Here is a 25,944-nt window from a genome sequence, read left to right as displayed (position 1 = left end):
TTATAGTCATCAATAACGCCGTTTGGATGCCTTATTTTACCGAAATATTGGGTGTGATAACTTCCTTAATTATTAGTATTGTGCTCAAATTCAAGGATAGCTTGAAACCCAAAGTCCTCTTTTTATATACCGAAATCGCCGAGTACTTTATTGCTTGTGCGAGTGAGTTAGCCAATCAAGCGGAAGTTCATATTGTGAGATGGCCGCTGAATTCGGAAGCGCCCTTTCAATTTTCTAACCTGGATAAGCTTCATTTGTATTCCAGAAAAGATTTCGATCACCCTCAACTCATTGAGTTGGCTGAGCAAATTAATCCGGATATTATTATCTGTTCGGGCTGGGTGGACAAAGGTTACCTGGAGGTTTGCAAACGATTTAAGGGAGCCATTCCCACCCTCATTTCAATGGACAACCATTGGAAGGGAACGTTAAAGCAATGGGTTGCCCGATTGGCTTTTCCCTTTACCATTGGCAAGTTGTTTTCACATGCCTGGGTGCCTGGTGCTCCTCAGCGCAATTATGCCCTCAAGCTCTCTTTTAAACCTCAAGAAATTCTAACCGGATTTTACTCCGCAGACATGAAGCTCATGGACAAGCTGCGAGAGGACAATCTGAAGCAAAAAAAGAATACCATTCCCAAACGCTTTCTTTACTTGGGGAGGTATGTGCCTCAAAAAGGCCTGACCATTCTTTGGGATGCCTTTAAACAATACCGGCAGGAGGGAGGACAATGGGAACTTTGGTGTGCCGGAACCGGAGATCTTTGGGATACCCGATTGGAAATGGAGGGGCTTCGACATTTGGGATTTGTTCAGCCTCAAGAGTTTAATCAGATTCTGGGAGAAACAAGCGTCTACATCTTACCGAGCAATATTGAGCCTTGGGGAGTGAGTGTACAGGAAATGGCGGCTTGTGGTATGCCTATGATATTGAGTGATAAAATTGGTTCCAAAGATGCCTTTTTGGAAGAAGGAAAAAATGGATTCTCCTTCCGACACGATCAAGTAGCCGAGCTTAAAGCCTTGATGCATAAGTTTGATTCAATGGGCAACGAGGAATGGCAGGAAATGAGCCAACACGGTATTCAACTTGCTCAAAAAATTACGCCTCAATCCTGGGCACAAAATCTTCTAACTTTGGTAAATTCCAACTGAAATGTGCGGAATAAGCGGAATTTATGGCCTTGATGGAGCTGATTTTTCAGCTCAACTCAAACGAATGACGGATGTGCAGGCCCATCGTGGACCTGATGCTTCTGGAATGTATACCGACGATGCCGTTGCTTTAGGGCACAATCGGCTATCGATCATTGATTTGGACGAACGGGCCAATCAACCGATGATTTCAGACGATGGCAATTGGGTCATTGTTTTTAACGGGGAGGTATACAACTACGCAGAAATCAAAAAGCTTTTACCCGATTATCCTTTTAAAACGGATTCGGATACGGAAGTGGTTCTTGCGGCCTGGAAAACCTGGGGTGAACATTGTGTGCATCAGTTCAACGGTATGTTCGCCTTCGCTATATGGAATAAGGCTAATCAAGAACTTTTTCTGGTGAGAGACCGATTAGGAATCAAACCTCTTTATGTCCATGTGGGAGATCAAGTGGTGTTTGGTTCCGAGGTTCGAACCTTGTTGGCCAGTGGCTTGGTGCCCCGCAAACTCAGTAGAAGTTACCTTGCTGAATACTTAAAATACCAGACCGTTCATGCTCCAAGAACTTTGGTGGAAGGAGTAACACTGGTCCCTCCCGGACACTACCTTAAGTTGGCTGAGGGGGAAATGGAGGAGAAACAATATTGGTCCCTTTCCGAAAGAGCAGAGCGATTTACCGGAGATAAGGCGAAAGCCGAGCAAACCATTCGGGAAAAATTCGTTCAATCGGTGGAGCGCCGTTTGATCTCGGATGTTCCATTAGGAGCCTTTCTTTCAGGAGGAATTGATTCCTCTTTGATTACCGGGGTTGTATCCGGTGAATTGGGTAAAAAGATTAGCACCTTTTCAGTGACTTTTAATGAAGAGGAGTTTTCCGAGGCCCCTTTTGCACGCCAAGTAGCCAAGAAGTTTGGTACAGACCACCACGAAATAAAATTGACTCCTGAAGATTTTTTGCAGGAGATTCCCGCTGCGCTCAGTGCCATGGACCATCCATCGGGTGATGGACCTAACTCTTATGTCGTTAGTAAAGTGACTCGAGAAAAAGGAATTACCGTGGCTCTTTCGGGTTTAGGAGGTGACGAGTTGTTTGCTGGTTACCCCTTTTTTACGCGCTATCTTCAGCTACAGGATAAGAAATGGATGCTGAGTTTTCCCAGAGGATTTCGCTCCATTGCCGGACAAGCCCTTCGTAAGCTCAAACCGGGTGTAAGTAGCGATAAAATTGCCGAATTACTCAACCAAGGTTACCTGGACTTGGCCCACGCCTATCCGGTTAACCGAAGAGTTATGGCCGATAAAGACATTCGATCCTTATTGGGTTCTTCCACCGTACCTGCCGATCCTCTGGCTTTGGAGATTGATGGCTTTTTTGCCTTTGGTCAAGCAGGAAGCCGTTTACCCGATTTGAGTAAGGTATCCGTCACAGAGATTTCCACCTACATGCAAAATGTGTTACTCAGAGACACCGATCAAATGGCAATGGCCAGTGCATTGGAAGTGAGAGTGCCGTTTTTGGATCATCAATTGGTGGAATGGGTATTGGGAGTTCCGGACTCGATCAAATACCCGCACTCACCTAAAAAACTGTTGATTGATTCCTTCGCCGGTTTATTACCTGATGAAATTGTAAACCGACCCAAGATGGGGTTTGTATTGCCCTGGCAGAATTGGTTGAAAAAGGAACTGTTACCCGTGGCAGAAGAGAGTCTGGGTTACCTTAAAGAAGTGAATGCTTTGAACGGAGCTGCTTTGGATCAATTGCTGCAACGGTTTTTAAATGATGATCCTTCCATCACCTGGAGTCGGATTTGGCCTTTGGTTTCCCTTGGATTCTGGCTGAAAAACAATGAGCTTGAGTAAACCACAGATATTGATATTGGTGGATTGGTACTTGCCTGGTGTTAAAGCCGGGGACCTATTCGAAGTGTTTCGGCGATCGTAAATCGCTTGTCCAAAGACTTTGACTTTCACATCGTCACCCGAAACAACGACTTTGGTGAGGACAAACCCTATCCAGGTATTCAGGCTGATGAGTGGATTCAAAAGGATGGCTATCGAATCAAGTACCTTTCTCAGGAAAAACTGACCTACGCTTATTTGAAAGAAGAGGTGAGGTCGGCCAGGTACGATCGAATCTACCTAAACAGCTTTTTTTCCAAATCTTTTACCCTTTGGCCACTTTGGGCCGCTCGAAAGGAAGAGCGAAAGAAAATTATCTTGGCTCCAAGAGGTATGTTAGGAGAAGGTGCCTTGGCCTTGAAATCTGGGCGTAAGAAGATCTTTCTGAAAGCGGTTCAATTCCTGGGGCTATACAAGGATATAGATTGGCACGCTTCTACGATTCTCGAGGAAAAGGAAATTAAAGCAGTATTTCCCAAAGCCAAGGTTACACCCCTAGAGAATTTGCCTGCGATCATGCCTGCTCCTCTGTTTGAGGTGGACAAAAAAGCCGGGGAGTTAAAGCTGGTGTTTTTGTCTCGGATAAGTCCTAAGAAAAACCTGGCCTTTCTGTTGGATAGATTGATTGAAATTGGTGAGCCGGGTATTCATTTGGATGTTTATGGTCCTGATGAAGATGAAGAATACAGTAAGCTATGTAAAGAAAAGGCCGAGCAGGTAGCCGGTGAAGTTCGTTTTTTGGGTACCGTGCCTTACGAATCTATTACCGCAACATTTCAGCCTTATCATGCCTTTGCTCTTCCTACCTTGAGCGAGAACTTTGGCCACGTGATATTAGAAGCACTTAATGCATCCTTACCCATTTTGATTTCGGATCAAACACCTTGGCTGAATCTACAGGAAAAAGGTGTGGGACGAGATCTGTCCTTGAACGACATGGAGACTTGGAAACAAGTATTAATAGAGTGGTTGCAATCCGATCAGGAGGCCTACGGTCCCCTTCGTAAAGCTGCCTCTCAATTTGCTCAGAGTAAATTTGCCAACGCAGAGCTCGAAGATGGGTATAAACGGCTATTTTCGAATTCCTACATTTGATCCATGAGTGAATTGAAAAAAACAGATTTGTCTTCCTACAACAATTCCTGGTACAAACCGGGCGGGGAATCAAAAGATTGCTTTGGTACTTTACCAATGCCCTGTTTTTTATCAATCCTTTATTCCCTTTTTCAGGGCCAAAGATCTTTCTGCTTAAACTCTTTGGTGCCCGCGTAGGCAAAGGAGTACTACTCAAGCCTTCGGTAAACATTAAGTATCCCTGGTTTTTGGAAATCGGCGATCATGTGTGGATTGGAGAAGGAGTTTGGATCGATAACCTGGGAGAGGTTAAAATTGGAAGTAATTGTTGTTTATCTCAGGGAGCCATGTTGCTTTCGGGCAATCACCATTATGGCAAAACCACCTTTGATTTAATGGTAGAACCCATTCGATTGGAAGGAGGGGTCTGGATTGGTGCCAAGGCTACGGTTACTCAAGGCGTTACTTGTCATTCTCACTCCATTCTTACGGTAGGCTCAGTTTGTTCTTCCGATCTTGAAGCTTATACGATTTACCAGGGAATACCAGCCAAACCCGTTCGAAAAAGAGACATAACATGAAGGTTTCCATAATCACCGTGAGTTACAACGCGGTAAAAACCATTGAGCATACTATTCAATCGGTGTTGGATCAAGATTATCCAGACATTGAGTACGTAATTGTAGATGGGGGATCGAAGGATGGAACCGTTGAAATAATCCAACAGAAAGAAGGACAAGTTGCCCGATGGGTAAGTGAGCCAGACAAGGGTATCTATGATGCCATGAACAAAGGAGTATCCCTGGCGACCGGAGATTTGATTGGTATTTTAAATGCCGATGATTTTTACATGGATCATCAGGTGATTAGTAAAGTTGTTGCCACCATTCAGGCAGCAAATGCTGACTCCCTCTATGCCGATTTGCAATACGTTGCACAGGATAATATCTCAAAAGTCATACGTACGTGGCGTTCTGGTCAATACGCAAAGGGACTGTTCCTGGAAGGCTGGATGCCACCTCACCCCACCTTTTTTCTTAAAAAATCGTGCTACGAAAAGTTCGGAACCTACAACCTCGAATTGCGTTCGGCAGCAGATTATGAGCTTATGCTGAGAATGCTTCATAAAGAAGATATCAGCGTGGCTTATCTACCAGAAATCATTACTCAGATGCGTGCTGGAGGAACATCTAATGCCTCCATGAAAAACCGGATTAAAGCCAATAGAGAAGACCGGAAAGCATGGGAAATGAATGGGCTTAAACCCAAATGGTACACGCTAATAAAGAAACCCTTAAGTAAATTAGGACAGTTCGCTAAGCGGAATTAGAATTTCGCTCTGGATCTTCTGCGCTTCACTTTACGGTGAGCAAAGTGATACTTTCTTTTCTTAAAGCTTCTACGCTTGTCTTTAAGCGCATAGCTGTAAGTAAACCCAGTGAACATGTAGACATCGTCATTGTCCGGATTTCCACGAGGAGTGGGTTCATCTGGATTTGCAACAGATCCGGCACCATAATTCGCTGAACCAATAAATAGAGGATCATTCGATCCTTCGAGCTCAACACTTCTATCAGCCAAAGCGGCAGCAGTAGGGTCCGTGTGAGGTTCTGTTACATAAAAAGAGCTTACATCATCCAAGTAATCGGTAAAGGTCCAACGAAGACCAAAATCCCAACCAATGATGTGACGTTTGTCAAAGCGGAATTGGAATCCTAAACCAATCGGAATAGAAGGCTGGATTCTGCTGTATTTTTTTCCTTCGGTTTGAAGCGGCTGTAGAGCAACCCACTCACCATTGTATTCTGCTTTTGGGTTGTGGTAGAAAACACCAGCACCTGCAAAAATGAAGGAGCTAAAGTCTAAACGATAGCGATAAGTGCGACCCAAATCCTGAATCTTAAAGAAATGGTATTCAGCACGAAGGGAAAGTTCAATAATGTCGTTGCGGAAACTCAGGTTTCTTGAGTAACGTTCCTTGTTGTTGGTTAGGTTGTCTGCACCTTTAATTCGTCCATAAATTAAAGATCCTTGAGCTGCGAAAGACTTGCTAAAAAAGCGACGTCCAGTAACTCCAAAGTGGTAGCGGGATTGGTTGAGCTGTACATCAGCGATACCTGGGCGGGCAGGTCCATCCTTACCACCGATATCACCAAGATACATCGCTATACCAGCCCGAACACCAAAATCAGTCCCATACTGAGCCTGAGCAAAGAAAGGTCCGAGGATTAACCCCAGAACTAAAGTAGATATAGCGATTCCCTTGTTCATACCAATGCTGTATAACAGCTTCAAAAGTATAAATATTTATGTTACCATTTTAACAGGAATTAAGTCCATTTGGGAAAAGTTTTGGTCGTTAGTCGAAAAAAGGCGTTCAACAACTGGGAGTAGGGGTTTCAAGAATTAGCACGTAATAATTGACTACTTTCGCAGTTCTAGTGGTCGGATTAATGAGTTGGACGAACAAAATAGGATGCTTTTTAGCCTTAATCGCACTGGTGGTTACCAGCAATCTTTCTGCGCAGGTAGCGGCGCCCAAGCTCTTATGCATTTCTGTGGAAACCAATGGAGATATTACCATCACCTGGGAGAAACCACCGAATCCCAATAACGAGTTTGTATCTTATGATATTCAATGGAGTGTAAATGGAGGACCATTCATTAATCTGTTTACAAGCACCATTCATGGCCAGCAGGTTTATACCCATGCCGGAGCGGGTTTTGGAGCATCACCCAATACAAATTACCTCTACCGTATTATTACCAATTATAATGTGGGTGGAAATCCAGGAACCTCGAATCCGTCGGATACCTTAACTCCCATTAACCCGAATCTGTCGGTAAGTGGTAATGTGTCCGGAAATTTGATTTGGAACTACATTTCCCCCAATGGAGTTTTGCCCAGTTCGGATCCCAATTATGAGGTGGAACGAAGATTTCGTTTCAATTCTCCGGTTTGGGGAACAGAGGCTAATCCGCCAGTAGGACAGGAAATTTTTAGAGATACCGTAGCCCGTTGCCACGACACCGTATTTTACCGAGTTAGCTTGAGGGATCAGAGTGGTTGTGTTTCAACCTCCTTGGTCGTTAATGCTGAACTGTTGGATAACCTGGGTGCAGCAACCATGACCTATACTCAAGTAACGGTGGACAACCAAAACGGCGTAACTTCTTTGCATTGGAACAAGCATCCGGATCCATCGGTGACTTATTACCGCATTCTTTACCGAGGGCAATCGAGTACACCTGGACCAGGTGGGGTGTTTATTGATTCGGTTGGTGTAGACTCCCTTTTTGTGATTGACGCCACCAACAGCGCCTTCAAAGATTTTCAGTGCTACCAGATTCTGGCCTATGATTCATGTGGCAAAACCCAGGGATCAGGTAATGTATTCCATTGCACCATGAATGTGGATCACAGTTACGACAACTGTAAAGCCGAGCTGACCCTGTTTTGGAATCCATACATCGGGTGGAACAAGGTGAAGAACCACAACATTTACCAAAGTATTAATAACGGACCTTATAAACGAATTGATTCCATTCCCGGAACGGATACCTCGGTAGTTATCGGTAATGTGAATTCGGCAGATGCCTATGCCTTCTACATTGAAGCCATTGATGAAACCGGAGCTTATTTTTCACATTCTCAGGTATTCGCTACCCGTTTTAGCGCACCCAATCAAACAAAGTACTGTACCCTTCGATCGGCTACCGTTAGAGGAGCGAATGAGGAGGTTTGGTTAAGAACCTACTTGGACAAGGATGCTCCCATCCAGGCTTTGCGCGTTTATCGAGCTTTTGACAAGGATGGTCCATTTCAGCACATTCAAACCGATACCCCCAGTGTGAGCGTGTTTGATACGGTTTTCTTTATCAAAGACAACCAGGTGCGACCAGAGCAATTGGAGTACTATTACTATGTTGAGGTAATTGACAATTGTGGAAATGCGGTGATTCGAAGCAATACGATTCGAAGCATTCTGCTGGACGGTACTTCCGACAAAAACGACATGATCAGCGAGCTGACGTGGAGAGATGCATTCCATTTTGACAGTACTCAAGACGAGGATAATTTACCCTTCTTCGAAGTGTTTAAAAGCTTGAGTAGTACGTTTGGTAGCAACCCGTTACTCAAAACCCGATCGCTGTATTACACCGATGATTTTAGTAGTGAAATTGGAGAAGGTGGTCGCTTTTGCTACTACATCGAATACATTCAGCCACCCACGCTTGAATTCCCCCTTTGGGATACGAGTTACTCCAACTCCTTGTGCTTCAATCACGAGCCCGATGTGTTCATCGCTAATTCTTTTACTCCTAATGAAGATGGATTGAACGAAACCTGGAGACCCTATGTAAGTTATGTGGTTCCAGTCCAGGATTACCGTTTGCGCATCATTGACCGCTGGGGGAGAGTGATTTATGAGTCCACCGAACCAAGTGAAGGGTGGGACGGAAAAATCAATGAAAAATTTGCTCCTGCGGGAGTCTACGTCTACGAATACAGCTACGTTTCTGCCAACGGAAGTTCCACTCAGGGAAAAGGCTCTTTTCAGCTTGTTCGATAATTCGCTGTTTGCCAGCGTTTTGTAAATCCTAAAATCTCTTCAAATCTTATTAATGTTTAACAACCATTTGCGCCTGCTTATTGCTTAATTTTGACCAATTTTTTAAATCCCTCAAATAAGAGAAAGCGCATATGTCATCCGATAAGTTTATTGAAGAAGGCCTTACCTACGACGACGTACTCCTTGTACCGGCATATTCCGAAGTGATTCCACGGGATGTTGTCATTTCTACCAAGTTTTCCCGCAACATCTCCATGAATGTTCCGATTGTATCGGCTGCCATGGATACGGTTTCCGAATCGGCTTTGGCGATTGCCTTGGCTCAGGAAGGGGGAATTGGGGTGCTTCATAAAAACATGAGCATCGAAAGTCAGGCGAATCAAGTGCGGAAGGTAAAGCGCTACGAGAGTGGTATGATTCAGGATCCAGTTACGCTGGACGAATCAGCTACGGTAGGTGATGCCTTGGCTTTGATGAAGGAACACTCCATTGGAGGTATTCCAGTAGTGGATGGTATGCTCAAGTTGGTTGGTATCGTAACCAACCGCGACTTGCGTTTTGAAAAAGATTACGACAAACCCGTCAGACAGGTAATGACCAGCGATAATGTAATTACCGCTAAAGAGGGGACTACACTGAAGGAAGCTGAAAATACCCTTCAGAAATACAAGATTGAAAAACTACCTGTAGTTGATCAGGACAACAAATTGGTAGGTTTGATTACCTACAAAGACATCCTTAAGCTGAAAATTAAGCCCAATGCCTGTAAAGACCAATACGGTCGATTGAGAGTAGCTGGTGCAGTTGGAGTTACTTCGGATACTCTGCAACGAGTAGAAGCTTTGATCGATGCAGGGGTTGATGCCATTAGCATTGATACGGCTCACGGACACTCAGCTGGTGTTGTTGGAATTTTGAAGGATGTGAAAAATGCGTTCAGCAACATTGATGTAGTAGTTGGGAACATCGCCACTGGTGATGCCGCCAAGATGTTGGCTGATGCCGGTGCGGATGCCGTTAAGGTGGGAATTGGTCCTGGTTCTATTTGTACTACCCGCGTTATTGCTGGAGTAGGTGTTCCTCAATTGTCAGCTGTATTGAATGTAGCGTCAGCCATCAATACCAATGAAGTTCCCTTGATCGCAGATGGAGGTATTCGCTTTACTGGAGATATCGTGAAGGCTTTGGCCGCTGGTGCGAGCTCTATTATGGCTGGATCTTTGTTTGCAGGTGTGGAAGAGTCTCCAGGGGAAACCATTATTTACCAAGGAAGAAAATTTAAATCATACCGAGGCATGGGATCGTTGGAAGCGATGCAAAAAGGATCCAAAGACCGCTATTTTCAGGATGCCGAAGATGACATTAAGAAACTGGTACCGGAAGGGATTTCTGGACGTGTACCTTATAAAGGAAAATTAGCCGAAGTTATCTACCAGATGGTAGGAGGTCTTCGGGCTGGAATGGGCTATTGTGGAGCACCAACAATTGGTGATTTGCGTCAGGCCAAATTCGTTCGTATTACGGCAGCTGGAGTAGCGGAGAGCCACCCACACGATATTTCGATTACCCGTGAGGCACCGAATTATTCCAGAAAGTAATTGAACCTAAACTATACTCATTAAATCTTAACCAAATGAACAGAACAATTGCCTTGTTATTAGGACTGATCATGAGCACTGGTTTGCTGGCACAAGAGGATGTACTCCTCAACATTGCCGGTGAAGACATCACGCTCGATGAATTTTTGATGGTCTACAATAAAAACAACAGTAACGCTCAGTCAATCGACCCGAAGACGAAAGAAGAGTACCTCGATTTGTACATAAACTTTCGATTGAAAGTTCGCCAGGCGGAAGATATGGGTATGGATACCAATCGCAACTTCAACAAGGAGTTGAGCGGGTACCGTAGACAATTGGCTGTTCCTTATTTGAATGATGAAACGGTTACCGAAGAATTGATTCAGGAGGCTTATAACCGAATGAAGGAAGATGTGAACGCGTATCACATCCTAATTCGTTGCGAGCCGGATGCAAGCCCTCAGGATTCGTTGGAAGCCTGGAGAAAGTGTATGCTGATCAAGCGTAAGATCACCGATCCTGCTACTGATTTTGAAAAATTAGCCAAGGTGGAATCAGAAGATCCATCTGCCGTAAACAATGGTGGAAATTTGGGATACTTCAACGTATTTCAGATGGTTTACCCCTTTGAAAGCGCTGCCTATAATACTGAGGTTGGACAGGTTTCAGATCCTGTTCGTAGCCGATTCGGATACCACTTGGTATGGGTAAAGGACCGTCGTCCTGCTCGTGGAGAAATTCAAGTGGCTCACATCATGGTGCAAACCAGTGAGAACGACGATGAGAAGGCCGCCGAAGAAAAGGAAAAGAAGGCCATGGAAATCTATGACGAGCTACAGAAAGGGGCCAATTTTGAGGAATTGGCCAAGAAGTACTCAGATGATCGCGGTACGGCCAATAAGGGGGAGAACTTCCTTGGTTTGGAACCGGTAGAATGGTGCCTGAGTTTGAAGAAGCAGCCTTTAGCCTGGAGAATAACGGAGATATTTCAGCTCCGGTAAAATCCAATTTTGGATGGCACATCATTAAACGCTTAGAGAAAAAAGGGGTTCCTGCGATGGAAGATATCGAAGCGGATCTGAAGAAAAAAGTGGCCCGTGATGGTCGAGCCAGAAAGAGTAAGGATTCTTTCTATGCCCGCATCAAAAAAGAGTACAAGTTCAAGCCTAACTACAAGGCTGTAAACGCTATGGCCGGATACATTGATCAGTGGTACTACAATGCCAAATGGAAGGCGGACGAAAAATTCAAGTCTGATTCTCCGGAATGGATCATGAAGTTGACCGATAAGAAATACATCAAAGAAGTTCGAGTATACACCCAGGCTGACTTTGCCCAGTACATGGAAAAGAACAAAACGTATCAGCGCAAACCTGCCGTTGATTCGTTGACTGTGGTGAACAACCTTTTCAAGGAGTTTTACCAAGAGAAGTTGACCGAGTTTGAAAACCAGAGATTGGAAGCCAAATACCCAGAATTCAATGCTTTGATGAAGGAGTACCATGATGGCATCCTGTTGTTTGACCTAATGGACAAAAAAGTTTGGTCGAAAGCGGTGAAGGATTCAGCCGGTTTAGAAGAGTTTTACCAAGCCCACAAAACTGAGCACCAATGGCCTCAGCGCTTGGAAGCCACCATTTTTGTTTGTGCCGATGCGAAGATTGCAGAAGCCACAATGGAATTGGCCAAAAGTCAAATTGATTCAGGTATTGATACCCGTAAGATTGCCGAAGAAATTAACCGCGAATCTCAATTGAACCTTCAAGTCTCTGAAGGAAAATTCACGGCTGACGACCACCCTTGGATGAGCAAGATTAAGTGGGAAGCTGGATTTAGCGAAATTATCACGGCCGATGATAAGATGGGCTTTGTTTACGTGAACCAAGTATTGGAACCAGGTCCTAAGAAATTGATCGAAGTTCGTGGATTGGTTATTTCGGCTTACCAGGAAGAGCTCGAAGAGAGATGGATCGAAGAATTGAAAACGAAGTATACGGTTACGGTTAACAAAGAGCTTCTCAATTAATCGTTTACCCTTCATCTTTATGATCTTCGGTCAAAACTCAACAGGAATGAACAGACGACTTATTGTTGGAGTTTTGATCACCGTTTTGGGAATCACCTCGGGCTGCGAATTCATTCAACGGAATTCGGGGCAGGAGGGTAGACCTCTGGCTCGTGTTGGCGAGCAGTATCTTTATGAAAAGGACCTGCAAGCCCTATTTACCGACGAACTTTCTAAAGAGGACAGCTCTATATTGGTTCAGCGCTATGTGAACAACTGGGTGGAGAATCAACTGTTGATCCAGCAGGCAGAGTTGAACCTTCCCGAAGAGAAAAAGGACTTTGAGAAAGAGATGATCGACTACAAAAACAGTCTGATCATCTATGCTTACGAAAAAGAACTGGTTCGCCAAAAGCTGGATACCCATGTAACCCAGGAAGAAATTCTAAGCTATTACGAAGAAAATCAGCACAACTTTGAGCTGAAGAACTACGTGCTTAGAGCGTCTTACATCAAAATTGACAAGGAGGCACCCAAGCTTCAGAAGGTGAAGAAATGGTTGCAATCCGGAGAAGAAGAGGACAGTTTGAAGCTGGATGACTACTGCTTGCAATATGCCTCCAACTACTCGCTGGAGTATTCCTGGATGTATTACGATGAGCTTATTAAGTTGGTTCCGCTGCAGGTATTGAGCGTAGAAGATTTTCTAAAAAATCAAAAATACCTAGAGCTGGAAAGAGACCCTTTCGTTTATTTGTTGTTTATCAGGGAATATAAATTGAAAAATAGCGTTTCACCGCTTGAATTGGAAATCAATAGGATTCGCAATATCATCATTAATCAAAGAAAACTGAATCTGCTTAGCGATGTTCGAAAAGGACTTTTGAAACAAGCCGTGGCTAAGAACAAGGTTCAATACTACCCATGAGAATATACCTGAGTATACTGCTGGCCCTCTTTTCCACTGGAGCATTTGCTCAACCTGGTAATGAAAAGGTGATTGATGGAATTGTAGCCGTCATCGGTGAAAACATGATCCTCAAAAGCGATGTAGAGGAACAATTTGCTGCTTACTTGAATTCGGGTAAAGCGGTGGATGGCAATACACGCTGCGAGTTGTTTGAAGACTTGCTCTTCAATAAGTTGTTGCTGAATCAAGCCGAAACGGATAGTTTGTACCCTTCTGAAGGTCAAATTGATGATGAAATCAACAGACGTTTACGCTACTTCATTAATCAGTTTGGAAGCCAAAAGAAGCTGGAGGAATTCTACGAAAAATCGGTGGACGAAATTCGAATCGAGTTCCATGATCCGATTAAAGAGCAATTGATGATTCAGCGGATGCAAGGACAGATTTCAGGTGCTGTGGAGGTTTCTCCTGGTGACGTAAGATCTTTCTTTGAGGATGTGATGATGGACAGCTTGCCCAATATCAATGCGCAGGTAGAGTTGGCCCAAATCGTTAAGAAACCACCGATCGATGAAGCAGAAAGAACTCGGGTAAGAAACAAATTGCTGGAACTTCGCGAACGTGTATTGGCCGGTGAAGATTTTGGAACCTTGGCCTACTTGTATTCTGAAGACCCGGGGTCGGCACGTGAGAATGGAGTTTTGGGACCTATGGGTAGAGCTGAGCTGGTACCCGAATTTGCTGCTGTTGCATTTACCTTGGAGAAAGGTGAAACTTCGGGCATTGTGGAAACCGAATTTGGTTACCACCTGATTCAGATGGTGGAGCGGGTTGGAACCAAAGTAAACGCCAGACACATTCTGTTGATTCCAAAAGTGCAGCCAGAAGATTTGATCGAGGCCAAGCAGTTTTTGGATACCCTAAAGGGAAACATAGCCAAATACGATTCCTTGAGCTTCACCACAGCCGCCATTCTATACAGCGACGATAAAGACACTAAAAACAGTGGAGGGTTAATTCTAAACCCAATGACTGGCTCTTCCAAGTTTGAAATGGATCAGGTTTCTCAAATTGACCCTTCCCTTTACCTCATGCTGGATCGCATGGAAGAAGGGGATGTGGCAGGACCAGAATTGGCTCAAATGAGGGATGGAAGCCGTGCCTACCGTTTGGTAAAGCTGGTGGACATCGTAGAGGCTCACGAAGCGAACTTGAAACAAGATTACCAATACATCCAGGAGCTGGCTACCCAGTACAAGCAAAATGAGGTGATGAATTCCTGGATTGAAAAACGAGTCAATAGTTTTTACATTCGGGTAGACGACAGCTATTCAACCTGTCAATTCCGATTTAACTGGCTCCCCAAAACCATATCCGCCACCGAGGAGACACCTGAACCAGAGGAAGCTCCGGCACCTAAAACCGAAGGAAAAGAGTAACATGGAAAAAGATTTACAACTGGTTGAGCGCTTTCACCAACAATACAAAGGGCTTAATGATGAGATAGGAAAAGTAATCGTAGGTCAGCAAGATGTAATCAAGCTTGTATTGATCTCCATTTTTAGCCGCGGTCACTGCCTTTTGGTAGGTGTACCGGGATTGGCCAAGACTCTTTTGGTAAACACCATTTCTGATGCCTTAGGCTTGAATTTTAGCCGGATTCAGTTTACCCCCGACTTGATGCCTTCTGATATTGTAGGAGCAGAGATTCTGGATGAAAACCGCAACTTCAAGTTTATCAAAGGGCCCATTTTTGCCAACATCATTTTGGCAGATGAGATTAACCGGACACCACCTAAAACACAGTCCGCACTGCTGGAAGCCATGCAGGAAAAAGCAGTGACCGCTGCTGGACATCGCTACAAATTGGAAGAACCCTTCTTTGTATTGGCAACTCAAAACCCGATTGAACAAGAAGGAACTTATCCGCTTCCCGAAGCTCAGTTAGACCGTTTTATGTTCAACGTATGGGTAGACTACCCAAGCTATGAAGAAGAACTGGCTGTGGTGAAAAGCACCACTACCGATCGTTCAGCTTCGGTGTCTAATGTAATGAGTGCTTCCGAGATTTTGGAATATCAGCAGTTGGTTCGTAAAATTCCAGTAACCGATGCGGTGATGGAATATGCAGTGAAGTTGGCTGGTCGTACCAGACCGGATCAAAACGCTCCGGAAATTGTCCAGAAATACCTAAATTGGGGTGCCGGACCAAGAGCTTCGCAATACCTGGTGGTAGGAGCTAAGTGCCACGCCTTGATCAATGGCAAATTGTCACCCGATATCGAAGATGTACAAGCCATTGCACTACCTATTCTACGCCACCGGATAGTTCGCAACTACAAAGCCGAAGCAGAAGGTTTTGGTTTGGAACGAATTATTCAAGAATTGCTGTAATAAGAACAGGTTATGAGTAAAAAAGTAGTGGTCGCATTGAGCGGATGTGGCGTATACGACGGAGCCGAGATTCACGAATCCGTATTGACTTTATTGGCCCTCGATCAAAAGGGAATTTCTTACCAATGTGCTGCCCCGGATGAAAATCAATTTCACGTGGTGAACCACACCAACGGGGAAGAAATGGAGGAAACACGGAACATTTTGGTGGAAGCTGCTCGAATTGCCAGAGGAAACATTAAGCCCTTGTCTCAAATCGACATGGCTGATTATGATGGTCTCGTAATTCCAGGTGGATTTGGTTCGGCCAAGAATTTTTCGAAATGGGCATTTGAAGGTCCCGAAGGTCCGGTTCAAGAAGAAATTGCTCACCTTATTCGCAGTACTCATGCCCTTGGTAAACCGATTGCTGCACTTTGCATGTCTCCCGTAGTATTGTCCTTAGCTTTTAAGGGATCGGACGTTAATCCGGCATTGACAGTAGGTACCACTCAAGCTCCAAGTCCTTATGAAATTCAGGCCATCAGTGATGGAATGGAGAGCCTCGGAAGTAGAGCCGAGCAAGTTGCGGTAGAAGATGTAGTGGTGGATCAAGCCAATCGAGTGGTGACCTCGCCTTGTTACATGATGGAGGCCTCCATCGCCGATATCAATGAGGGAATTCAAAAGACTGTAGCTGCATTCGAAGAGCTACTCTAAGCAACATGGAAAAGCATTACCTGCCTGTAACCCGAACTTCCAGGCAATATTTGATGGGCAATCAGGAAGATCCTGAAGTGCTCTGGTTGGTTTTACATGGATTTGGCCAACAAGCCCGTTATTTTACCCCCAAAGTGAAGGTGCTCGACAATGGGCGCTCTCTGGTCGTTGTTGCTGAAGGATTAAACCGGTTTTATCTTGAAGGCTACAATGGTCGTGTAGGAGCCACCTGGATGACGAGCGATGATCGGGAAAAAGACATTGAAGACAACAACAATTACCTGGAAGATTTGGTGTGTGCGGTTACGGATCAGTTTACTTCTCGCCATTGTCGGATTAAGGTGCTGGCTTTCTCTCAGGGAATTGCCACGGCTTGTCGTTGGATGGCAGCTACGCATTATCATGTAGAGGAGGCCGTTTTATGGGCTGGATCATTACCTCCTGATTTGGATTGGGAAGCTACCGCTCACCGTTGGAAAAAGATGAAACTCCACTACGTTTTCGGAAATCAGGATGAGTTTTTTAACCGGGAAAAAATTGCCGGAAACGAGCAACTGCTCAAGGATCAGGATATTCCGTATGAGTTTCATTTGTTTGATGGGAAGCATGAAATGAACGATGAGGTTCTATTAGGCATTCTCAATCAAGATTAACCATTCACATCTACTTCTATAAGCCTTTCTTCTAAGGTGAACTTTGAGTACTTTAAGTGGTTCTAAAGAAAGCATCATGTTGGTGTGAATTGAACTATTTTTGACGCTTAAAGATTGAAAGAATATGCGCTATAACCTCAGCGAAATCACAGATGTCATTGAAGACAGGAGAACCATTTTTCCAGAACAATTTTCCAAACGGAAGGTCCATCGGGAGATTATCGAGAAATTGCTCAATGTTGCTCGCTGGGCTCCTACGCATAAGTTGACACAGCCCTGGAAGTTTTCCGTTTTTCGCGAAGAGGGATTGAACCGACTTTCAGAATTTCAATCGCAGACCTATTCCCAAATTACCCCAGAGGACAAGTTTTCGGAAAGGAAGTTCTTGAAGCTAAAGGAACGTCCGCTTAAATCTTCCGCAGTCATCTTTGTGACGATGAGTCCGGATCCGGATCGACGGGTGCCTGAAATTGAAGAAATTGCTTCGGTAGCCGCTGCGGTTCAAAACATGTCTTTGCTGGCCACAGCCTATGGCTTGGGTTTTTATTGGAGTAGTGGAGGATTAACCTATCGCGATGAGTTAAAGGAGTTTTTGAATCTGGAAGAATCGGACAAAGTGATGGGTACCATCTACGTGGGTTATCCGGATATTGATTGGCCTCGAAAGACACCGCGTAAGCCCATCGAGTACTTTACTCACTGGGAGGAGTAGGATGATTTTCTTCGAAGCTCAATGCTTAACATGGAAAGGCTAAATCTTCCGGAATATCAGTTTCGGCTGAAACGCGAGGATGGGAAGATTCACATCTTCGATAGCATCCGTAAAAAATTTCTGGTGCTTACACCCGAGGAATGGGTCCGGCAAAACTTCATCGAATACTTGCATCAGGAATTCCAGTATCCCAAATCACTGATGAAATTAGAAAAGCCAATCAAGTACAACCGAATGGACAATCGAAGCGATATTGTTTGTTACAACAACCGGGCGGAAGCATTGGTGCTGGTGGAGTGCAAGCGACCCTCGGTGGAGATTACCCAAAAAACCTTCGATCAAATAGCTCGCTACAATTCCGTTCTGCAAATTCGCTTCTTAGCCGTAACCAACGGATTAAACCATTACTATTGCGAGATTGACCACGACAAGGGCAGCTATCGATTTATTGAAAGCTTGCCCGAATATCAAAGTCAAGTGGGCTGATTTGTGCCCGGGAAATCTTAATTTTAAATCTGTTTTTCAGTGCGATATGAAATTTGGGCTCACCTTATTTACGATTGTCTTTTCCTGTAGCATTTGGGCACAGGACATCGTTCAAGGCAACTTGTGGTTAAGCGCCCGTGCAGCCGAATGGAGTCAGTCGAGTCGTCCCATGTCTCTTTATGTTCAGGGCAGGGGAGATGAAATCCAATCCTATCTGCTTCAGCACAACGGAACTTACAAACACTATTTTCGAGGCTATCACGCTGTGGTTTTGCCGGAAAATCAAGTAGTCGATTTTCTGGGTCAATCCTTTATCGATGGATACTATACCAGCTCGGGTTACGGCCAGCCGTTAATCGATACATCAACGGTTCAAACCGGGGCACGTGCCATTCATCAAGGGGTGTTGCCTCTTCCGTCGGCCTATTCGGGCAAAGGGGTGATTATGGGAATCATCGATTCGGGAATCGACTTTAACCACCCCGATTTTCAGGATTCAATCGGCAATACACGGATCATCAGTTTGTGGGATCAATCGAGAAATCTGGATACCAATCGTTTTCCCAGCTATGGTTACGGTGAGGTATATGATAGCATGGATATCAATGCGGGAAATTGTCCGCATGTCGATCCCAATAGCTGGGGTGGCCATGGAACCATGGTTAGTGGAATAGCCGCCGGAAATGGTTTATCTGTCCCTGATACGGTTGCCGATTACCGCGGTTATGCCTACGAATCTCCCATCATTTTTGTGGCCACCGATTTCGGCGCGTCCAACTGGGATCAAACCGTGGCCGATGCTGTAGAATACATTTATGCCCTGGCTGATTCTTTGGATATGCCTTGTGTTATTAACCTGAGTGCCGGTAATTACCTGGGAGGTCATGATGGACTGGATTTGCCCACTCTTTACATCGATTCTTTGGTGAATGCTAAGTCGGGACGCTCGTTTTCCTGTGCGGCTGGTAATGCGGGAAATGTACCCCTTTTCATGCCCATGCCAGTTTGAGTAACGATACGGCGTTTTCCTGGTTTGAGATTAATCCCAATTCGGCCTTCGGTAGTTCGGTCTTTATGGAACTTTGGGCCGATACCGCCGATTTCAATCAGCTTACCTTTGGAGTAGGCTACACCGACACTTCTACCTGGATCGATTCTATCTATTTTCTGGATACCATCACCAATCGTTTGGATACCCTGTTGGTTACTCCCTTAGGAGGTAATTCTCAGTACATGACCTGGGCCGAAGAAATCAACGGTCGCTATTTGTTGCAAGTTCTTATCATAAATCCACCAACCGGCCGCTACTATGGACTACTGACCATGGGTACTGGTGAATACGACATTTGGGGAGCTTCGTGGTTACGGATTTCCAATTTGGTGAGTACTGGGCTTCCGAGTACTCAGCAATACCCTAATATTCAATATTTTGTCACTCCCGATACGCTGCAAAGCATTGTAAGCGGATGGGCCTGTGCCCCGAACTTAATTACGGTAGCCAATTACAACAACCGTTACGATTTCGAAAATGTGGATGGAGGGAGACATGTCACCGTTGATCTACCCATTGGGGGATTGGAGCAACTTCAAGCTCTGGGCCGACCCGTCATGGTCAAATCAAGCCGGATATGGCAGCGCCAGGTAACTTTACCTTGACTTCCGGTCGTTTGGTCGATTTAAACTTTTTAGCCAATACGCCTTCTCAACGCCATCGACTGGCGAAAGGAGGGTATCATTTTACCAATGGAGGGACTTCTATGGCGTCACCGGTAGTGGCTGGAATTGCTGCACTTTACCTTGAAAAATGCCCGGATGCAACCCACGCCGAGATCAAACAGGCTTTGATGGCCACTTTGTTTGGAGATAGCCTTACCGGCGGATTGCCAAACCATCAATTTGGTCATGGAAAAGTGCACGGCTTAGATGCTTTGCTACATTCCAATTTCAACCCTCCATTAACCACTTCTTCCGGTGATTCGGCTTTTTGTACAGGAGATAGTCTAAGCGTTTCCATTACAGGCTCCTATTCGAATGTAGTTTGGAATACGGGAGACAGTACATCTTTGATCACCCTACATCAGTCAGATACGGTATTCGCTCGTATGACCAATTCTCAGGGATGTTTGGGATTTTCAGATACCTTGGACGTGGAGCAGTATCCCTATCATCCTGTTGTCATTAGCGGCGACACCCAATTTTGTGCGGGTTCTGAGACCGTTTTGAGAGCCCAGGGATCAGTTACCTATATATGGAACCCCGGAGGTCTTTCTGGCGATTCTGTAACGATTAGTCAGGGTGGAATGGTCTACGTTGAGGCTCTGGATAGCAATCTTTGTCCTTCTTCTGATTCCATTCGGGTTTATGAATTGACCTTGCCCATGACCCAAGTCACGGGTGATTCCATGTTCTGTCTCAAAGACTCTTCAGTTTTATATGCTTCTGGGGCGTTGACTTACTTTTGGTCAGATAGCTCTACAACTGATTCCTTACGAATCTATGTAGGCGGCACGTATTGGGTAGAAGGAACTGACAGTTTGGGTTGTTCTTCAAAGGATTCAATCAAAGTAGTTGCCATTCCATGTGTTTGGGAAGGGATAGACGATGAAAACAGTCAGTCTACCATCAAATTGTATCCTAACCCCGCCAACAATGTTTTAACGATACGGCTGGATGATCCAGCGGTTGAGCCCGCTCGCATCCAACTGTTAACTTTGCGAGGACGTGTAGTTAATGAGACTTCTCTCGAAATGGGTGAAGTACAAAAAGTTTGGGATTGGGGCCAGTGGCCTTCCGGTTTGTACCTGATAAGAGTGGTGCAAGCTCAGCAAGAAAATTGGTTTAAGATTCGAATAGAACAATGAGAAAAGGGTTAATATACGGTTGGTTAATGGTGATGTGCAGCTTCGTCATGTCCAATCTGATGGCCCAGAATAACTACCAATTGGGAAAGGTCCACATCAAAGTGGCACCTGAATACCAAGATCAGTTTTACTCAGAAAAGTACCCAGAGTCCTTCGAATCTATTCAGTATGAATTTGATCTTCGGGTTTCTCAAAAATTTCCCAATCAATCTGAAATTGCCGAACCGGGAACGGTGGCGGTAGAGCGTATTTATGTTTTGGAATTTTCCCCGCAGGAAAATCCGATAAAGCTTTCCAAATTACTGATGGAAACGGGTCTGTTTGATTATGCAGAACCCTGTTGGATTGGCCAATTGGCATACACGCCTAACGATCCGGATATCACCAAGCAGTTGTACTTACATACCATTGGTGCTTATGATGCGTGGGATATTACGAAAGGAAGTAGTTCAACCATTATTGGAGTTGTGGATGCTGGAACGGATACGAACCACCTGGACCTAAAACCCAATTTCTACCGCAACACCAATGATCCGATCAACGGCGTGGATGATGATCAGGATGGATTTGTAGACAATTATTACGGCTGGAACTTTGAAGGAAACAATAACAACGTTCAATACAGCGGTGGAGTAGATCACGGTGTACAAATGTCAGGGGCTATAGCACCGGCTACCAACAATAGTTTGGGTGTAGCTGGCCCAGGATTCAACTGCCGAATGATGAACATCAAGGTGACCAACGGCTCTCAGGTACTTTACGGCTACGAAGGCATTAAATATGCAGCTGATCACGGATGCCAGGTGATTAACTGTTCCTGGAATTTTAAAATCCACAGCCAGTTTGGAGAAGATATGGTCAACTATGCGACCTACGATAAAGGAGCTTTGGTTGTAGCGGCCACTGGAAACCAGGGCAAAGAAGATCTGAATTATCCTGCTTTGTACGAAGCGGTGCTGTCAGTGGCTAATGTGGATTACAGCGGAAGTGCGATGAGCAATTCCAACTATGGCTACTACGTGGATCTATCCGCTCCCGGGCTTAACATTTGGTCGACCAAGGGTGGAAACAAATACGCTTCTAACAGTGGTAGTTCTTACTCCTCGGCCATTGTGAGTGGCTGTGCCGCTTTGTTGCGATCCTATAAGCCAGGCCTTACACCTACTGAGGTGAAATCCTGGTTAAAAGCTAGCTCGACCGATATTTACGCTAACGGCCAAAATTCTTTTTACAAAAACAAGTTTGGAGCTGGAATGATCCATATCGGTGAAGCTCTGAAGTTTTCGAATAAGGCCTATCCTGAATGGGTGAAGAGCTATTTCACAGAACCTGATAATGGAGTTTCTGAACCCGGAGATACGCTGGATGTATTGGTCGAATTGGCCAATTACCTCGATCCATCAACCGGTTCCTACCAATTGGAACTAAGCAGCCTGAATGGATATGCCCAGGTATTTAAGTCCAAGAGTACTTTGCGAGCTCTGGCCACCAACGATACCGCTTCCGCCGATAGTGCATTTCAACTGTCCATCGCTTCGAGTGTTCCGGATAATTATGCCCTGCAACTGGAGCTCAAGGTCATTCAGAATACCGATACCTTTTATTATGGTTTTACCCATCAGGTAAATCCGACGTATTCCGTTATCAACTACAACGATATCACTACCAGTTTAGGAACCCGGGGCACCTACGGTTGGTATGAATACCCGACCATTTCAGGAAAAGGCGTTACCTACCAGGGCGGAGCACAGTTGCTCCACGAAGGTGGATTGATGATTGGAAACGATATCCAAAATGAAGTCACGGTAGTCGATCGTTTAAGAGGTTTTCAATACGTAGAGCAACGCGATTTTCTGGCGACTCGTGGAATCTCAGAATGGAACCCTGCACAAGCACCTTTCGCCCTTACCGGAGGTTTCGATGATTCCAATGCCAAGGATGAATTGGGAGTGGGAGTGGTGCAAAATGCCTACGCTTGGAAGGGAGATGGCAAGGATAATTTTGTGCTCTTTGAATACCAGATTTTTAGCCGTAAGAATAAGGACCTTAAGGATATCTATGTGGGTATGATGAGCGACTGGGATATCGGTGATTACAACAAAAACCGGGCAGCCTACGATGGCCAGCGCTATTTGGCTTATTCCTATGAAGTAGATCAGGAGGATACATGGTGCGCTATGCAATTGATAAGTCCGGAAAAGGAATGGAAAACCTATGCCATAGACAATATCTCCGGTGGTGCTGGAGGAATTGATATTACGGACAACGACGTGTATAGCAAGGAAGAAAAATATTACACCTTATCCACCACCCGTGAGCGGGCTGGGGAACAAACAGGGGGAGGTGATGTACTCCAGGTGATTAGTTCAGGTCCTCATCAAATTCCCGTGGGTGACACTTTAACCTTCCAAGTTGCTATTTTGGTAGCCCATTCTTTCGCAGAATTGCAGGAAAGTGCGGATTCAGCTTACTACCTAATTCATGGTAGATTGCCCAATTCGGTGACCGAACCTGCTTTAAAATCGTCTCTGAAGTTGTATCCAAATCCGAGTGACGGTCAGGTAACCATCCAATCTGAATCGGTCGATATTCAACTTTTAACCCTCACCGATTTGTCGGGTAAAGTGTTGGACCAAAAAACGTTAGAGCCAGCCTTGGAGTGGAATTGGGATTTGGGGCATTTGGAATCTTCGCTCTATTTGATCCATGTTCAAACCGCCCAGGGAAATCAAGTCTTTAAGCTTCGAATTTATTGATCCCGGATCACCCTATTTTTTTGTCGAACGAAGCGGCTCAAAATCTATATTTGCGTCGTCAAATTTGTTTGTATGGATCTGAGTAAAATTTTGGCCGTTTCTGGTAAAGGTGGATTGTTTGAGATCGTGGGGCAGACCCGTAATGGTGTAATTGTTCAATCCCTTTTGGATGGCAAGCGCTATCCGACCTACGCTAATCAGCAAATTTCAGCTTTGGAAGAAATTAGCATCTACGGAGAGGTTGATGATATTCCACTGAAGGAAGTGTTTCAAAAAATCTACGATGTAGAAAATGGAGCCGTAACCTCGGTAAAACCAAAAGCCTCAGGTGCTGATATTCGCGATTATTTCTCAGATATCGTTCCAGATTTTGATGAAGAAAGAGTGTACAATTCAGACATCAAAAAGGTGATGAGCTGGTACAACTTGCTGTTGGATAAAGGTTTTCTGGAGCCTACAGAAGAAGCGGAAGAAGAGAAAGTAGTGGAAGAAGCCGCTGCTGAAGATACCGCTGAGCCTACTGAAGGAGAGTAAGATATTCCGGGTCCTTGAACGGGCTTGGCATTCCAAATAAGTTTATTTCAAGAACTCATGATGAGCGAATTGTTCACATTCGGCCTCTTGGCGTTCACTTCTTTCTTTACCCTGATCAATCCTCTGGGAACCATGCCCGTGTTCATGACCATGACCTCGGAGCTCACTCCCCAGCAAAGAAGAAAAACGGCTCTTAAGGCGGTTACAGTGGCTTTTATTGCCTTGATGATCTTCGCCTTTTCGGGGAATATTCTTTTCGATTTTTTCGGCATTTCTATCAATAGCCTGAGAATGGTGGGGGGAATCATCTTCTTCCTTATGGGAATGGATATGTTGCAGGCCCGCTTGGCTAAAACGAAGGTGGATGAAAATTCGGCTCGCCAATACGTGGATGATATTTCTGTTACGCCACTCGGTATCCCCATGATTTGTGGTCCGGGAAGTATTACCAATGCCATTGTTTTGATGGGAGATGCTCCCAGCTACGGTCATCGCATTACACTCATCGTCGTTATGGCTTTGATTCTCCTACTCACCTTTTTGATTTTGTGGAGCTCCACGAAATTGATCAAAATTTTAGGTGAAACCGGAAACAAGGTAATGCTCCGACTTATGGGGTTAATCGTTATGGTTATTGCAGTTGACTTCTTCTTTAGTGGTCTGAAGCCGGTGATTATCGATATTCTTCAAAGCGCATCCTAATCCAGGGATACGTTACCGTTAAAATTCAGGTTAAAAGTAAAGGTCAGATTCAGGGCCCAGTTGTCCAGGTAGTAGTCCAGGGCATAAGGTCCGTAGCGGTACATGGCGTTTAATCCTATTCCCACATACATGGCCGAATAGATGTTGTCTACACCTAATCCGGATTCGTAGTACCCCTGATCGTACTCATGCAGGCCTGGAGAGCTTGATTGATTGGCTGCACTTAGATTTCCTATACCCATGTTGGTATACAATACGATAACGGGCTGAATGCTCTCATTTCCCGTCCTGATCTTTGGAAAGCTGTGCTTAAAGAATAGATGCGAATACTGATCGCTAAAGAATTCGTTGGGACGCATGGTTTGAAAGGACCGATCTACCTCTATAGGAATGACTCCAAAAGTAGCGGGAGCATTGAAAAGCGCTGTTCGAGGCAATTCGGTATCAATGTATCCACTGGTTACGCAGAATTGAGTTCTACCCAGTACCCGCCAACGCAGCTGACCGGAAACTTTCAGATCAATCCGGTTGTAATCAAATTGACCATCTAAGAGTCCTTGAATACCCCGGGTATACTTTGCAGAAATAACCGGAGCCTTGGTACCCATGGAAACATCGGTAGAATTCAGACGGACATACTTTTCATTAAAGGCATACCGTACTCCCACACCCACCTCGGTAAAGTGAAAATCCTGTTGAGGGCTAAATTCTCCATCGCTAAGGTTGGGAAAGTAGCGATAGCTATCATTGATGCTTCTAAAGTCTTTGTTGAAGAACACATAGGGCTGAGCAAAACGCATCATTCTCCAACTTACCAAACCCTGCCAGCGTTCCTGCCTATCCATTTTGTTGATGAAAACCGGACGGTACATTTGACTGCCTATTTGCAACTTGGGCTTGACGTAAAACACAGTAGCTCCCGTTTCCACCACGTCGTTGATGTA

The 25,944-nt window shown here is 44.9% G+C and carries 23 protein-coding genes and 1 pseudogene; 22 read left to right on the top strand and 2 right to left on the bottom strand.

Annotated features, from left to right (window positions below; all coding sequences use genetic code 11):
- Positions 1-26: 26 nt before the first annotated feature.
- The 5 genes and pseudogenes from KFE98_00700 to KFE98_00680 all read left to right on the top strand — a co-directional run bounded on the left by KFE98_00700 (position 27) and on the right by KFE98_00680 (position 5,464).
- On the top strand, positions 27-1,154 hold the full coding sequence (locus KFE98_00700; protein ID UTW62705.1) for a glycosyltransferase: 1,128 nt from the start codon (positions 27-29) through the stop codon (positions 1,152-1,154).
- Between the two features lies 1 nt (position 1,155).
- Entirely contained in the window at positions 1,156-3,021 is a 1,866-nt protein-coding gene (gene asnB / locus KFE98_00695; protein UTW62704.1) for an asparagine synthase (glutamine-hydrolyzing), read from the top strand.
- A gap of 87 nt (positions 3,022-3,108) precedes the next feature.
- A complete protein-coding gene (locus KFE98_00690; protein UTW62703.1) occupies positions 3,109-4,155 on the top strand; it encodes a glycosyltransferase in 1,047 nt (348 codons plus the stop codon).
- 3 nt (positions 4,156-4,158) lie between these two features.
- Positions 4,159-4,715, top strand: a pseudogene (locus tag KFE98_00685) (WcaF family extracellular polysaccharide biosynthesis acetyltransferase).
- Complete coding sequence (locus KFE98_00680) at positions 4,712-5,464, top strand: glycosyltransferase (GenBank protein UTW62702.1); 753 nt, start codon at positions 4,712-4,714, stop codon at positions 5,462-5,464. The pseudogene KFE98_00685 and the gene KFE98_00680 overlap by 4 nt, the downstream one beginning before the upstream one ends.
- On the opposite strand, the gene KFE98_00675 is transcribed toward KFE98_00680, so the two are convergent.
- On the bottom strand, positions 5,461-6,429 hold the full coding sequence (locus KFE98_00675) for a hypothetical protein (protein ID UTW62701.1): 969 nt from the start codon (positions 6,427-6,429) through the stop codon (positions 5,461-5,463). The two genes, KFE98_00680 and KFE98_00675, sit on opposite strands and share 4 nt — an antisense overlap.
- Positions 6,430-6,587: 158 nt before the next feature.
- On the opposite strand from KFE98_00675, the gene KFE98_00670 reads away from it, so the two are divergent.
- From KFE98_00670 to KFE98_00590, 17 genes are all read left to right on the top strand, one after another.
- Positions 6,588-8,708, top strand: coding sequence for a gliding motility-associated C-terminal domain-containing protein (locus KFE98_00670; protein UTW62700.1), 2,121 nt, complete (start codon positions 6,588-6,590; stop codon positions 8,706-8,708).
- Positions 8,709-8,839: 131 nt separating this feature from the next.
- Positions 8,840-10,306, top strand: coding sequence for an IMP dehydrogenase (guaB, locus tag KFE98_00665; protein ID UTW62699.1), 1,467 nt, complete (start codon positions 8,840-8,842; stop codon positions 10,304-10,306).
- Positions 10,307-10,341: 35 nt separating this feature from the next.
- Positions 10,342-11,289, top strand: a complete 948-nt coding sequence (locus tag KFE98_00660; protein UTW62698.1) for a peptidylprolyl isomerase — start codon at positions 10,342-10,344, stop codon at positions 11,287-11,289.
- A complete protein-coding gene (locus tag KFE98_00655; protein ID UTW62697.1) occupies positions 11,223-12,314 on the top strand; it encodes a peptidylprolyl isomerase in 1,092 nt (363 codons plus the stop codon). The genes KFE98_00660 and KFE98_00655 overlap by 67 nt, the downstream gene beginning before the upstream one ends.
- 46 nt (positions 12,315-12,360) lie before the next feature.
- Positions 12,361-13,221, top strand: coding sequence for a peptidyl-prolyl cis-trans isomerase (locus KFE98_00650; GenBank protein ID UTW62696.1), 861 nt, complete (start codon positions 12,361-12,363; stop codon positions 13,219-13,221).
- Positions 13,218-14,642: a peptidylprolyl isomerase gene (locus KFE98_00645; protein UTW62695.1), complete on the top strand. Its 1,425-nt coding sequence runs from the start codon at positions 13,218-13,220 to the stop codon at positions 14,640-14,642. The genes KFE98_00650 and KFE98_00645 overlap by 4 nt, the downstream gene beginning before the upstream one ends.
- Position 14,643: 1 nt before the next feature.
- The gene (locus tag KFE98_00640; protein ID UTW62694.1) at positions 14,644-15,597 is read left to right on the top strand and encodes an AAA family ATPase; all 954 of its coding nucleotides are present in this window, start codon (positions 14,644-14,646) and stop codon (positions 15,595-15,597) included.
- A 12-nt stretch (positions 15,598-15,609) separates the two neighbouring features.
- On the top strand, positions 15,610-16,296 hold the full coding sequence (gene elbB / locus KFE98_00635; protein UTW62693.1) for an isoprenoid biosynthesis glyoxalase ElbB: 687 nt from the start codon (positions 15,610-15,612) through the stop codon (positions 16,294-16,296).
- Positions 16,297-16,301: 5 nt separating this feature from the next.
- Positions 16,302-16,949 (top strand): phospholipase, encoded by a 648-nt coding sequence (locus KFE98_00630; GenBank protein UTW62692.1) that lies wholly within the window; start codon positions 16,302-16,304, stop codon positions 16,947-16,949.
- A 124-nt stretch (positions 16,950-17,073) separates the two neighbouring features.
- A complete protein-coding gene (locus KFE98_00625) occupies positions 17,074-17,661 on the top strand; it encodes a nitroreductase (protein UTW62691.1) in 588 nt (195 codons plus the stop codon).
- A gap of 30 nt (positions 17,662-17,691) precedes the next feature.
- Complete coding sequence (locus tag KFE98_00620) at positions 17,692-18,147, top strand: type I restriction enzyme HsdR N-terminal domain-containing protein (GenBank protein UTW62690.1); 456 nt, start codon at positions 17,692-17,694, stop codon at positions 18,145-18,147.
- A 46-nt stretch (positions 18,148-18,193) separates the two neighbouring features.
- Entirely contained in the window at positions 18,194-19,156 is a 963-nt protein-coding gene (locus KFE98_00615) for a S8 family serine peptidase (protein ID UTW62689.1), read from the top strand.
- Positions 19,153-19,803 carry a hypothetical protein gene (locus KFE98_00610; protein UTW62688.1) on the top strand — a complete coding sequence of 217 codons (651 nt, stop codon included), beginning with the start codon at positions 19,153-19,155 and terminating at the stop codon, positions 19,801-19,803. Before KFE98_00615 ends, KFE98_00610 begins: the two co-directional genes overlap by 4 nt.
- Positions 19,776-21,008 (top strand): S8 family peptidase, encoded by a 1,233-nt coding sequence (locus tag KFE98_00605; protein ID UTW62687.1) that lies wholly within the window; start codon positions 19,776-19,778, stop codon positions 21,006-21,008. Before KFE98_00610 ends, KFE98_00605 begins: the two co-directional genes overlap by 28 nt.
- Positions 21,005-23,764 (top strand): S8 family peptidase, encoded by a 2,760-nt coding sequence (locus tag KFE98_00600; protein UTW62686.1) that lies wholly within the window; start codon positions 21,005-21,007, stop codon positions 23,762-23,764. Before KFE98_00605 ends, KFE98_00600 begins: the two co-directional genes overlap by 4 nt.
- Before the next feature lie 72 nt (positions 23,765-23,836).
- Complete coding sequence (locus KFE98_00595; GenBank protein ID UTW62685.1) at positions 23,837-24,298, top strand: DUF5606 domain-containing protein; 462 nt, start codon at positions 23,837-23,839, stop codon at positions 24,296-24,298.
- A gap of 60 nt (positions 24,299-24,358) precedes the next feature.
- Positions 24,359-25,000: an NAAT family transporter gene (locus KFE98_00590; GenBank protein ID UTW64610.1), complete on the top strand. Its 642-nt coding sequence runs from the start codon at positions 24,359-24,361 to the stop codon at positions 24,998-25,000.
- On the opposite strand, the gene KFE98_00585 is transcribed toward KFE98_00590, so the two are convergent.
- The gene (locus KFE98_00585) at positions 24,997-25,932 is read right to left on the bottom strand and encodes a hypothetical protein (protein ID UTW62684.1); all 936 of its coding nucleotides are present in this window, start codon (positions 25,930-25,932) and stop codon (positions 24,997-24,999) included. The two genes, KFE98_00590 and KFE98_00585, sit on opposite strands and share 4 nt — an antisense overlap.
- Positions 25,933-25,944 lie beyond the last annotated feature (12 nt).

Source organism: bacterium SCSIO 12741, assembly GCA_024398055.1.
In the GTDB taxonomy this organism is placed as follows: Bacteria; Bacteroidota; Bacteroidia; order Flavobacteriales_G; family Salibacteraceae; genus SCSIO-12741.
This window is presented reverse-complemented; position numbering and strand designations above follow the sequence as displayed.

Coding starts and splice junctions, on each gene's coding strand:
- KFE98_00700 (UTW62705.1), top strand. CDS start 27: ATGCCTTATTTTACCGAAATATTGGGTGTGATAACTTCCTTAATTATT.
- asnB (UTW62704.1), top strand. CDS start 1,156: ATGTGCGGAATAAGCGGAATTTATGGCCTTGATGGAGCTGATTTTTCA.
- KFE98_00680 (UTW62702.1), top strand. CDS start 4,712: ATGAAGGTTTCCATAATCACCGTGAGTTACAACGCGGTAAAAACCATT.
- KFE98_00670 (UTW62700.1), top strand. CDS start 6,588: ATGAGTTGGACGAACAAAATAGGATGCTTTTTAGCCTTAATCGCACTG.
- guaB (UTW62699.1), top strand. CDS start 8,840: ATGTCATCCGATAAGTTTATTGAAGAAGGCCTTACCTACGACGACGTA.
- KFE98_00660 (UTW62698.1), top strand. CDS start 10,342: ATGAACAGAACAATTGCCTTGTTATTAGGACTGATCATGAGCACTGGT.
- KFE98_00655 (UTW62697.1), top strand. CDS start 11,223: ATGGTGCCTGAGTTTGAAGAAGCAGCCTTTAGCCTGGAGAATAACGGA.
- KFE98_00650 (UTW62696.1), top strand. CDS start 12,361: ATGAACAGACGACTTATTGTTGGAGTTTTGATCACCGTTTTGGGAATC.
- KFE98_00645 (UTW62695.1), top strand. CDS start 13,218: ATGAGAATATACCTGAGTATACTGCTGGCCCTCTTTTCCACTGGAGCA.
- KFE98_00640 (UTW62694.1), top strand. CDS start 14,644: ATGGAAAAAGATTTACAACTGGTTGAGCGCTTTCACCAACAATACAAA.
- elbB (UTW62693.1), top strand. CDS start 15,610: ATGAGTAAAAAAGTAGTGGTCGCATTGAGCGGATGTGGCGTATACGAC.
- KFE98_00630 (UTW62692.1), top strand. CDS start 16,302: ATGGAAAAGCATTACCTGCCTGTAACCCGAACTTCCAGGCAATATTTG.
- KFE98_00625 (UTW62691.1), top strand. CDS start 17,074: ATGCGCTATAACCTCAGCGAAATCACAGATGTCATTGAAGACAGGAGA.
- KFE98_00620 (UTW62690.1), top strand. CDS start 17,692: ATGGAAAGGCTAAATCTTCCGGAATATCAGTTTCGGCTGAAACGCGAG.
- KFE98_00615 (UTW62689.1), top strand. CDS start 18,194: ATGAAATTTGGGCTCACCTTATTTACGATTGTCTTTTCCTGTAGCATT.
- KFE98_00605 (UTW62687.1), top strand. CDS start 19,776: ATGGCAGCGCCAGGTAACTTTACCTTGACTTCCGGTCGTTTGGTCGAT.
- KFE98_00600 (UTW62686.1), top strand. CDS start 21,005: ATGAGAAAAGGGTTAATATACGGTTGGTTAATGGTGATGTGCAGCTTC.
- KFE98_00595 (UTW62685.1), top strand. CDS start 23,837: ATGGATCTGAGTAAAATTTTGGCCGTTTCTGGTAAAGGTGGATTGTTT.
- KFE98_00590 (UTW64610.1), top strand. CDS start 24,359: ATGAGCGAATTGTTCACATTCGGCCTCTTGGCGTTCACTTCTTTCTTT.